Here is a 10,492-nt window from a genome sequence, read left to right on the forward strand (position 1 = left end):
CGGTGATGGCAGGCCTGTCCCGCAAAGGCATGCTCGGAGCAATCACCGGACGCGACATCGACCACCGCCAGGCCGCCTCCGTCGCCGCCGCCCTCCTCGCCGCGCAGAACGGAGCAGCCATCCTCCGCGTCCACGACGTCGCCGCAACCGTCGATGCCGTTGCTGTACTTCATTCTGTACGCAGCTCCAGCGCACGACGCTGAGGAGATCTGGGAGGCTCTCAACTGTTACCGTAATTCCTAATACTTCCTATCCCTTCCTGTTGCTATCGGATCATGCGCATCGGCGAGGCAGCGGCATACCTGAACATGTCGGTGGTGGGGGTCCGCAAGGCCGCGTCGGAGGGCCGGTTACCGTCTCGGCGTACAGGTTCCGGTCAGCGAGTCTTCGATCGGGAGGATCTCGACGTCTACCTGGGTCGACCTACACCGGCGAGGGTTCGGGCGGACAGGGCGGACGCGTTGTACTGCCGGGTGTCCGGCTCGACCGGTCAGGAATCCTCGCTCGCCAATCAGGAGAAGATGCTGCGTGCGAGTGCCACCGGCACCGTGTACAGGGCTACCAGGATCGTGGTTCAGGTCTGAGGGAGACCCGAGCCGGACTGACTCGGATGCTCGACGACGCAGCCAAGGGCCGGTTCACGGTGGTGCGCGTGGTGTGGCGGGATCGGTTGGCGCGATTCTCCGGTGGCGTGGATCGAACGTTACCTGTCGGTGGTCGGCGTTAAGGTCGAGGTCCTGCGTGAACATGGGGACGAGTCGCTGGTCGAGGAGCTGATGGACGACTTCATGGCATTGCTCGCTTCATTTTCCGGCCGCTTTCACCCAGTGCGGTCGAAGCAGAATCAACGTCGACTTCCGGGCGATGCGGCAGCACGGTTGGAGATGGACTAACTGATGGCCGATGCCGGATTGACTGCGCCGCGGCAGTTCTCGTTCACCACCCGCCCCTACCTGGCGGTCGATGACAGCACCGGTGCGCCGATCGGGCTCGACGACGTCGACACCCGGGTGGGGTGGCTGCTCGACCTGATCTCGGGCGCCGAAGCACAGATGCTGTCGCGGCTGTGGCAACCGGCCACCTTCAATGTCCTCGCCGCCGGACGGGACCACCAGGGCCGCAAACTCCCGACGCACGGCCATGTCGCTGCTGCGCGTCTGGGCTGGACCCCGCACTACCCGGACGGGCTCTACGTCCCCTCGCGTGTCACCCGGTGGTCACCGCACAAGCGACGGCGACGCTGCGGACGCTGGCATACCGAGACACCGCGATCACGACACTGTCGGCCCGGTTCGACCCGGCCACCGGCCGCATCGCCGCACACACCACGGCGGCGGAGTGCGTCCCGGCCGGATTCGCCCGCGGTGTGGTGCGGCAGCTCATCGCGCGCGCCCGCCGCGAGGGCGGGGCACTGGCCGGCCGGTTGCGGATTACCGACGTGCAGGCACCACCTCAGGTCTCGGCGATGGCTCGGCTGTCGGCAGCGGATCGACAACTCGCGCACCTCGCCGTCACGGACGCCGTCATGACGTTGACGGTGAAACTGCCCACCATCCCCGCCCCGACCGGGCGCGCGCAGTGGCGACGAGTCCGGTTGACCGCCGCGATCCCACCGCACCTGCACGGGCGGCCGATCAGCGTCTGGCATCTGCCGACCCTTCATCTCGACCACCGGGGTCTGCTGTTGCGGTGCGCTGCCACCGAGACGGTCCCCGCCGTTGATGTGACATCGGGAATTACCGCGGTGGGCGTGGACTGGTCCCCGTCGACACTCGGGGCGGCCGCGGTCGCCACACAAACCCCGGAGGGTGTGGTCTCGGACTATCGGGGTTTCACGTACGACGACCGCGGCCTCGGGATCACGCTGGCCCGCCTGCAGACCGAGGGTCAACTGCTGCACCGCAAAGCTGCTCGGCTGCGCCGGCTCGCCGCGACCGCTCCCCCCGAGGTCCGCGCACAACTCGACGCGAAGACTGCCGTCCTCGACGCGCACCGCGAGGCGGTGGGTATCAAGCGGGGGAAGATCAACCGGGAAATGGCGTTTCACTTCGGCTCCGAGGTTACCGACTTCGCTGCCGCGGCGGGGGCGACGGTGATCGCGGTGGAAGACCTCAGCACCCTCGAGACCCGCGGGCACGGCCGGGTCAACAACAATCGGGCCGCGCAGTCCGCCCGCCGCCACGCCGTTACCGCTCTCACGCACACCGCCGCAGAGGTCGGCATCACAGTGGTGTCCGTGCCGGCACGCGGATCTTCCGCGTTGTGTCCGGGCTGCAACGAACCACTCTCTCGCCCCGGCGGCTACCACACCGCGTGGTGTGCGGGGTGCAGAATTGGCGGAAACCGTGACCATGTGGCGGCCGTGAACCTGGCCAAACGGGCATTGCTGGGAGGCGGAAAAGCCGTTCGGAAGCGCGGCCGGAATCCGCAGATCCGGGTGATCGAGCATGCGCCGGTGCGCCGATGCCGCGACAAGATGTGTCCCACTCCGAGCAGGCCGCGGCATCGTCGTGTCCGTCGCAGTGCTCCCGCCGCGGTACCGCCGGTGGGGGTGAATCAGACAAAGACTGTTGCTGCGCCACAAGTGTCGGTGTGGGACACGGTAGAACCCGCAACACCGCAGGGTGTTACGGGTAGCCGTGAAGTACATACATCTCCAACGCCAGCCACGTCAGTGGAGGGAAGTATGAGATCCATGTAGACGCTTGGTTTCCCATTGTGTGGACACCAAGACGATGCCGCGGGACCGACGACACCTGGGTAAAACGCCGACCTTCGCGCCGCGGGCGCCGCGAACCCTAATGTCAACAGCCTGTGCTGAGGGGTTTCCGATCGTCGACCTCGAGCACTCTGCATGACGAGGCCGCCTTGACCAGTGTTTCCTCGTACTCCTCCGTCTGGTCGGAGAGCGCAGTAATCGCACCACCGACGCCGAATTGAACCTGCGAGTCGGTAACCACGAGTGTTCGGATCGCGACCGACAGGTCCACGGCTCCCGACAACGAGATGTATCCGATCGCACCGGAGTACACCCCGCGCGCCCCACCTTCGAGTTCGTCGATGATCCCCATCGTCCTGATTTTGGGGGCTCCAGTCATCGATCCGGCAGGAAACAACGCACGTATCGCGTCGATGACGTGCACATCTGGGCGGAGAATGCCCCGAATGGTGGAAACCATCTGATGTACCGACGCATAGGTCTCAATTCCGAAGAGGATTGGTACCCGCACTGTCCCCGGCTCACACACTCTCGACAGATCGTTCCGGACCAGGTCGACAATCATCAGGTTCTCAGCCTGGTCTTTCTCGCTGACCGCGAGGGAATGCATCAGAGCCATGTCCTCATCGGCGGTTGCGCCGCGGGGTCGCGTTCCCTTAATCGGCTTCGATTCCGCCGATCGGTCTGCCCTGACACGTAGGAACCGCTCGGGAGACGCACTGACGATCGAGACTTCACGGAATCGCAGAAGCGCGGCATGCGGTACCGGATGTAAGTTTCGGATGTTGGAAAAGATTCGGGCAGACTCGATATCTGCAGCGACGGTTGCCATGTTGGTCAGGCACACTTCGTACGTGTCGCCGGCCCGAATCAGCTCCAGACACTCGTCGATCAAAGCGCGATACGTCATCGCGCTGTGCCGTAGTTGGAACTCCGCGCCTGTCGGCCGGGTGAAGACGATCGGTGGGCAGTCCTGGTCCTGGTCCTGGTCCTGGTCCTGGTCCTGGTCCTGGTCCTGGTCCTGGTCCTGGTCCTGGATGACGTTTCCCGCTGCGGCGAACCAAGCTTCGCTGCGCGGATCATTCGTTGTCGTGCTCAAGGTGAGGAGATAGCTACACCGTTGTTCATGGTCGATCACCACAGCCCGGTCAACAAAGACCAGTGCGGCATCAGGGTGCGGGGACGTATGGGCCCGAACGCCTCCCGTTTCCCCCTTCAGTTCATAGCCCAGGTATCCGACATAGCCAAGGTTGAAATCGAAGGGAAGCTCGGGATCGGATTCCACGGCCCGAATACGAAGCTGCGCTTCGAGATAATCAAAGATCGACGCCGAGATCTTCTCGTCGGGGAGGGCATTCCGGCTGACACTTACGGTCGACACATTCAGGTCGTAGGTGATGTACTCCCCGTAAGGCCCTGAGCAGTCACCCATGATGGTGAATCGGGAATCGAGATCGGGCTGAACGCTGCCATCGAGCCAGAAGGTTCCCGACCGACCTTCGAACAGACTCTCGAAGAGCTGCGCAGGGTCCGGGTATCGGTCCAGCCGACGATGGTTGACGATAAAACGGGGATGCTGATTGCCACGGGACCGCGGTAATTCGGAGTTCGGGGAGGGCCTTCGATCTTTGATCGCGACCGGCATCGTGAGATCCCTGAAGTTGGCAAACAACTCCCGCCCGTTTTCACTCGAGATGGATTCGGGATGGAATTGGACCCCCCAGAGTGGTCTGCTCCGATGCCGCACTGCCATAACCAATCCCTCAGAAGTCGTTGCCAGCACCTCGAGCTCGTCTGACTGCCCCTCCGCAACGAGCGAGTGGTAGCGAACCACGTTCATCGGAGATGGAATCCCGCTGAACAAGTCGTCACCGGTGTGCACGATGGAGGAGAGTCTGCCGTGCATGGGTTCAGGCGCTCGAACAATGCGAGCACCGAACAACGCACACAGCCCCTGATGCCCTAGACATACCCCCAGGACCGGTAGTCCCGAATCCGCAATGACTCGAGCACTGATACCGAAATCGGCGACCTCCGTCGGAGTCCCCGGCCCCGGGGAGATCACCGCGTTGTCGAATGCCGTGAAGTCGATCGACTCCCACGATGCATCATTCGTCACCACGGTCGGGCACTCGCCGTTGACGGCAGTGAGTAATTCGTAGAGGTTATAGGTGAACGAGTCGTAGTTGTCGACCAGCAATGTTCTGACCATCTACAGACCTCCTCGATGCGTCTGCTGCATCAGCCTACCCGCTGAAATTGCTTTAGTATACCATTCATTTATGACTAATATATCAGCGTACTCCGGCTCATGATCGGCTCCGCTCCCCCTTCCCAGGCCGAGTCCCCCCTCGCTGCCGCAACCGATTACCTGTACCAGCTACCCCGAGGATCGAAAGGCGCCGGCCTCGCCCGCGCGGCAGAGTTCTTCGACCGGCTGGGAGCTCCGCAGAATGCGGTGCGCACGGCGCACGTGGCAGGAACCGCGGGAAAGGGCTCGGTGAGCACCTTTCTGGCCTCGATCTTGACTGCACACGGCTGGCAGGTCGGCGCGCACCTGTCGCCGCACGTTTACTCGATACGCGAGCGCTTCCAAGTGTCAGGCGCACCGATTACCGAAGGGACGTTTGTCGAACTCGTCGACCGCATCGCTCCTGTGGTCGACGCGATGATGGATTCCGACCTCGGCGCACCCACGTTCTTCGAGGTTGCCAACGCCATTGCGTTCACTCACTTCGCAGGGTCGTCCGTCGACTATTCGGTCATCGAGACCGGCATCGGAGGACTGCTCGACGCCACGAACACCATCGGCCGGCCCGACAAATTCGCTGTGATCACCCGAATCGGGTTGGATCACACCGACATGCTGGGAGAAACCGAGTCCGCGATCGCTCGCCACAAAGCCGGAATCCTCCCACAAGGCGGGCAAGGCATCGCCCTGCGGCACCCATCTCGTGAGGTACGGCGGACTCTTGCCGGCGCAGCGCAGCAGCGTCGATGCCAGCTCGACCAGTTGGACGAGCGGCTCGTCTCCTGCGATGTCTCCACCTTCGGCACCTACCTGCGCATCGGGGACGGTAAGCCGATGAGACTCGGACTGGAGGGCCGCCATCAAGGCGTTAACGCAGCCCTCGCCCTGCGGGCTGCCGAGCACCTCTCCATCCGCGACGGATGGTCCCTCGATCACGGCGCCGCCCGGGACGGCCTTGCAACTGCGAAGCTGCCGGGTCGGTTCGAACAGCGCATCACCGTGGGCGGTCAGCACGTCGTGCTCGACGGTGCCCACAACGCGGTCAAATTAGCAGCGCTGGTGTCGACCTTGCAGGATCTGTATCCCGCACAACGCTTCGCCTGGGTACTCGCATTGAAGGACGACAAGGACTTGGACGCCGCACTCACGGCCGTCGCACCCTCAGCCGCAGGAATCGTGGCCACCGAGTTCCACAGTGGCAGTGATGGCATGGCCTCCGGCGCGGTTCGTTCCATGCCGGCAGGGAAGGTGGCCGAACGCGCTCGCGCGGCCGGACTTCGGGCGATCGAAGTGGGGTGCCCGCTCGAGGCGGTCACGATCGCAAGCCAAGTCGCCGGGACCGCACCCGTTGTCATCAGTGGGTCGTTCCTACTTCTCGATGCCATCAGTTCCGCGCTCACTCCGGAGACGTACACACCCTGAACGCCGCACTCGGCTCGGCAAAGAGGTGCCCGGCAACCACTTCCGGGCACTCATCTGGAAGTTATCCAAACAATACTTGACCACACCCGCGTTCTGACCTACCGTGGTGCCATCACTGATATATCAATCGTCTAATTTTGTCCGATCAGACATGTCAGCAGGCACCCTCCTGGAGGTCCGGTGAGCGAAGTGAATGTCGGCACCAACGCTGCGGATTACGCGACCGAGGGAAGCCAGCGAGTTGGCGGTTCGATCTCAGCGCCCGTCCCGGTACCGCCCGCGTCCGATTCCGCTGGCAACTCATCAGCCCCCACGCCGACGTCCGAAGGAAAAGCTGTGCGAGATATGGAATTTCCGACGGGTCGGATCTACACCTCGTCGCACAGCTGGTTGGCACTTCCGCCGGGACAAGCCCTGTCGGATTACCCTTTGAGAGCGGGTATTACTACCACCGCCCTCGATGGACTCGATGTCGTAGGTCTGGATCTTCCCGCCGTGCGGAGCACGGTGAATGCCGGAGCTCCGTGCGCATTGATCTGGTCGTCCTCGCGGACGGTGGTCACAATGTACGCTCCCCTCAGTGGCTTGGTCACGATGACCAATATCGCTGCGATCGAAGATCCCCAGCTCGTCGCTCGCGACCCCCACTACGCGGGATGGTTGTTCGCCATCCTGCCCATCCCCACTTCTTCCACCAATGACTTGCTCGCTCCCGCTCAGTACAAAACTGAGCTCAGCGCGGCGGTATGAGCGCGCATTCCTGCTGCCGTCCCTGCTTCCATCACGCGCACTCCAGATGCGCATACACAGGATTGTGATTCCATGACCATCAGCGTGTTCGACCTGTTCTCCGTCGGTGTCGGCCCGTCGAGTTCGCACACCGTCGGTCCCATGCGAGCCGCCGCACGATTCATCTCCGACCTGCACACTCTCGGGGCTTTCGATGACGTCGTCGACGTGCGAGTAGACCTGTACGGTTCGCTCGCCGCAACCGGCGCCGGTCACGGGACAATGTCCGCAGTCCTTCTCGGACTCGAAGGTTACCGTCCCGAAGACATCGAGACTGACGAGATGGAACGACGGCTCGAGATCATGCGCAGCTCCCGCCGTATCTCGCTCGGCGGATCCCGCGATATCGCACTCGCCGAGGACGAGATCATTCTTCGTCCGTTGACGGTCCTGCCATTTCACCCCAATGGAATGACACTCACGGCCTATGCCGGCGGGGATGTCGAATTGCACCAGGAGACCTACTTCTCGGTGGGTGGCGGCTTCGTCGTCACCGAGGCCGAGAGCATCGAAACCACCACCGCACCTGCTCGCGGCTTGTCGTACGGATCCGCGAAAGAACTTCTCGAACTCTGCGACCGGTACGGGTACAGCATCAGCGATCTGATGCTCTCCATCGAACGCGAATCACGATCCACCACCGAGATCCATGACCAGCTGCTACACATCCGAAATGTGATGGTCGAGTGCGAGCAACGTGGTATCTCGCGTGACGGGTACTTGCCCGGTGCGCTGAAGGTTCGTCGACGCGCCCGCGACTGGTTTCTCCGTCTGGACCGCGAAGACCCGAATCGTGCACCAGAATTCGCCGAAGACTGGGTCAACCTCGTCGCACTTGCGATCAATGAGGAGAACGCCTCGGGTGGTCGAATCGTCACCGCCCCCACCAACGGGGCTGCGGGGATCATCCCCGCCGTGTTGCACTATGCGGTGCACTACACCCCGGCCGGCAAGGCTGACCCCGACAAGACCGCGATCGACTTTCTGCTCACTGCCGGGGCCATCGGCTCCCTGTACAAGGAGAGAGCCTCGATCTCCGGCGCCGAGGTCGGTTGCCAGGGAGAGGTGGGCTCCGCCGCCTCCATGGCGGCTGCTGGGCTGGCCGAGATCCTCGGCGGCACTCCAGAGCAGGTCGAGAATGCGGCCGAGATTGCAATGGAACACAGCCTCGGATTGACCTGCGATCCCATCGAGGGCCTGGTGCAGATCCCCTGCATCGAGCGCAACGCCATCTCCGCAGGTAAAGCCATCAACGCTGCCCGGATGGCGCTGCGCGGCGACGGTACTCACAGAGTCAGCCTCGACCAGGTGATCGAGACGATGCGCTCGACCGGCGCTGACATGCTCTCGAAGTACAAAGAGACCTCGACTGGTGGTCTTGCGGTCAATGTCCCCGTCAACTACGTCGAGTGCTGACGTCCCACTCTCCGTAGCCGTTTGCCGGCACCCCATCAGTTCTCGGTATCCGGCAGTCTGATTTCGCCAAGGAGACCTCGACCGATGATCCGACGAACAACACCATCGACGCTCACCGACGACAACGATTCGGTGCCGCGGACGCGCACAACCATCGTGCACAGTGCGGAACGATTGTTCGACACGGTGCCGAATTAGTCCACCACTATGAGCCGAATGACCTCACGGCTCGGCTCATAGTGGGACTGAGGTGTGGCGCTGGTCTTTCCAGCGCCACACCTCGACATCGCCGAGGAGCTCCCGACATGCTCTGCACAGGAATGACACTGACCGGTGTGGCCTTCTGCCCCGTCGGCCACACCCTGTACCTCGGAGATGACACCATGGACGCGACGTCGGCACAGATTGTCGACGACCAAACCCTCATCAGCGGACTCGCGAGGACCTCGCGCGCCCACCTGTACGTCACGACAGGCATCGAGTCGGGGCAGGTGTCTCTTCGCTTGTGCGGCCACGACACGCGCCCGGCACCACGGACAACGGACGTGGATTGGAAGTGGGAAGACGTCGGCGAACTTTCTCTGCTCAATCCTTCGTCGGCGCTCTCGGTGTGTTACTTCACCGGCGTGGACGACGACAGTAGCCCACCGTGTCATTCTGTTCGCCTGCCACCCTCTGGGGACGCCATGTATCGGGTTCGCGTCCACGCGCGTGGACGTGACCTATTCTTCGGACGCCACGCCGAGGATCCGGTTGAGAGCTACCTGATAGACGTGTGGCCAGAGCCCTGGTCCGAGCCAATGATGATTCTGAGAACGAGTAACTATCGATTCTTCGGACGCGCCGAGGGGATTCCCTGGAATGAAGGAGGAAAGTGATGCCGGAGAATGTGATCACCGACGAGCTCCGGCTCCTACCGGCGCAGGCGGCGCAGTTCATCCGCCAGTATCCCGTGCCCCCTCGCGGAACCTACGCACCGGAACTCCGGATCTCGATCCTCGATGTCTTCGTCCATTGCGCCGCCGTTCGTGGTGAAGCCTTCGTCGCATTTCAGCTGCTGCGCCGAATCGGGTTACCCGGCGAGTACTACCTGCATGTCGACGTCGTCGAGGAAGCGCTGATGATTCTCGACCAGTTCGAGGTGACCGAAGACGAGTGCACCGACAGCTTCGGGCCGAACTGGAGACAGGTCATTCGTCATGCGGTCGAGGTCGCCGACATCTTGCACAGCGACTTCCACTCGTTGACGCGCACCGTCAGCCTGATCGGCAGCCACCGGCGCCTCAGTGCATGGATCGCTGCCCGCGACGTGGCGTGGGAAACCGGACGAATCAAAAGCTGGTACCGCGCACAGGACGCGGCGTGGGAACGCGAGTACATGGACGACGCCACCGTTCGTCTCGATGACCGTCTCTGCGCTGATACTGCGGCCGCGGTACGCGACGCCGCGGCGGCAACCGCACTGTCCGACCTGGTCGGCATGGGTGACTTCACCCGAACCCATTACGAGACACTCGTCGCTCCCTGGCATCGGGCACTCGAAGACATGGAAGCCGCTGCCACCGACCTCCCCGATCGTGTGGTTGCGGCGACGAGTCCGACGTCGATGACGAACCAGCCGGATCGCTTTTGCGCAATCAGCGCCGGTGTCGCCGCGCAGACCACTCTCCGAACACTGTGATCGCGAAGAACCACGACATGAACCCACACATCCCCCCGACAGATACTGCCGCGGTACCCCCCGGCCCCAACCCGAACACCGCCGAACCTGACGGTCCACAAACTGACGATCGTGTCATGTGTCAAGGGACATGGGGGCGTCCCGGTAGGCGGACAGGTGGTGTCCCTGTGCGCGGACAGCTGATCTCCCTGTCGGCGGTCAGCTGATCTCCCGC

General features: G+C 63.0%; 10 protein-coding genes and 1 pseudogene. 10 read left to right on the top strand and 1 reads right to left on the bottom strand.

Annotated features, from left to right (window positions below; genetic code table 11):
* The 5 genes and pseudogenes from ACFTWF_RS44625 to ACFTWF_RS44645 all read left to right on the top strand — a co-directional run.
* A partial coding sequence (locus ACFTWF_RS44625) for a dihydropteroate synthase (protein ID WP_378467462.1) occupies positions 1-203 on the top strand: 203 nt, incomplete at its 5' end.
* A gap of 72 nt (positions 204-275) precedes the next feature.
* Positions 276-584, top strand: a complete 309-nt coding sequence (locus ACFTWF_RS44630) for an excisionase family DNA-binding protein (RefSeq protein WP_378467463.1) — start codon at positions 276-278, stop codon at positions 582-584.
* Positions 581-727, top strand: coding sequence for a hypothetical protein (locus tag ACFTWF_RS44635; RefSeq protein ID WP_378467471.1), 147 nt, complete (start codon positions 581-583; stop codon positions 725-727). Before ACFTWF_RS44630 ends, ACFTWF_RS44635 begins: the two co-directional genes overlap by 4 nt.
* Positions 687-893, top strand: a complete 207-nt coding sequence (locus tag ACFTWF_RS44640) for a hypothetical protein (RefSeq protein ID WP_378467464.1) — start codon at positions 687-689, stop codon at positions 891-893. The genes ACFTWF_RS44635 and ACFTWF_RS44640 overlap by 41 nt, the downstream gene beginning before the upstream one ends.
* A 3-nt stretch (positions 894-896) precedes the next feature.
* A pseudogene (locus ACFTWF_RS44645) lies at positions 897-2,701 on the top strand (zinc ribbon domain-containing protein).
* A gap of 103 nt (positions 2,702-2,804) precedes the next feature.
* On the opposite strand, the gene pabB reads toward ACFTWF_RS44645, so the two are convergent.
* Positions 2,805-4,931 (bottom strand): aminodeoxychorismate synthase component I, encoded by a 2,127-nt coding sequence (gene pabB, locus ACFTWF_RS44650; protein WP_378467465.1) that lies wholly within the window; start codon positions 4,929-4,931, stop codon positions 2,805-2,807.
* Positions 4,932-5,030: 99 nt separating this feature from the next.
* Here pabB and ACFTWF_RS44655 point away from each other — a divergent pair, with 99 nt between their 5' ends.
* The 5 genes from ACFTWF_RS44655 to ACFTWF_RS44675 all read left to right on the top strand — a co-directional run bounded on the left by ACFTWF_RS44655 (position 5,031) and on the right by ACFTWF_RS44675 (position 10,278).
* Positions 5,031-6,392 carry a bifunctional folylpolyglutamate synthase/dihydrofolate synthase gene (locus tag ACFTWF_RS44655; protein WP_378467466.1) on the top strand — a complete coding sequence of 454 codons (1,362 nt, stop codon included), beginning with the start codon at positions 5,031-5,033 and terminating at the stop codon, positions 6,390-6,392.
* A 180-nt stretch (positions 6,393-6,572) separates the two neighbouring features.
* Entirely contained in the window at positions 6,573-7,142 is a 570-nt protein-coding gene (locus tag ACFTWF_RS44660; protein WP_378467467.1) for a glycine cleavage system protein H, read from the top strand.
* A gap of 72 nt (positions 7,143-7,214) precedes the next feature.
* Positions 7,215-8,597 (top strand): L-serine ammonia-lyase, encoded by a 1,383-nt coding sequence (locus ACFTWF_RS44665; RefSeq protein ID WP_378467468.1) that lies wholly within the window; start codon positions 7,215-7,217, stop codon positions 8,595-8,597.
* 305 nt (positions 8,598-8,902) lie between these two features.
* The gene (locus ACFTWF_RS44670; RefSeq protein ID WP_378467469.1) at positions 8,903-9,475 is read left to right on the top strand and encodes a hypothetical protein; all 573 of its coding nucleotides are present in this window, start codon (positions 8,903-8,905) and stop codon (positions 9,473-9,475) included.
* A complete protein-coding gene (locus ACFTWF_RS44675) occupies positions 9,475-10,278 on the top strand; it encodes a hypothetical protein (protein ID WP_378467470.1) in 804 nt (267 codons plus the stop codon). Before ACFTWF_RS44670 ends, ACFTWF_RS44675 begins: the two co-directional genes overlap by 1 nt.
* Positions 10,279-10,492 lie beyond the last annotated feature (214 nt).

The sequence above is a fragment of the Rhodococcus sp. NPDC056960 genome, from assembly GCF_042674125.1.
Classification (GTDB): Bacteria; Actinomycetota; Actinomycetes; order Mycobacteriales; family Mycobacteriaceae; genus Rhodococcus_F.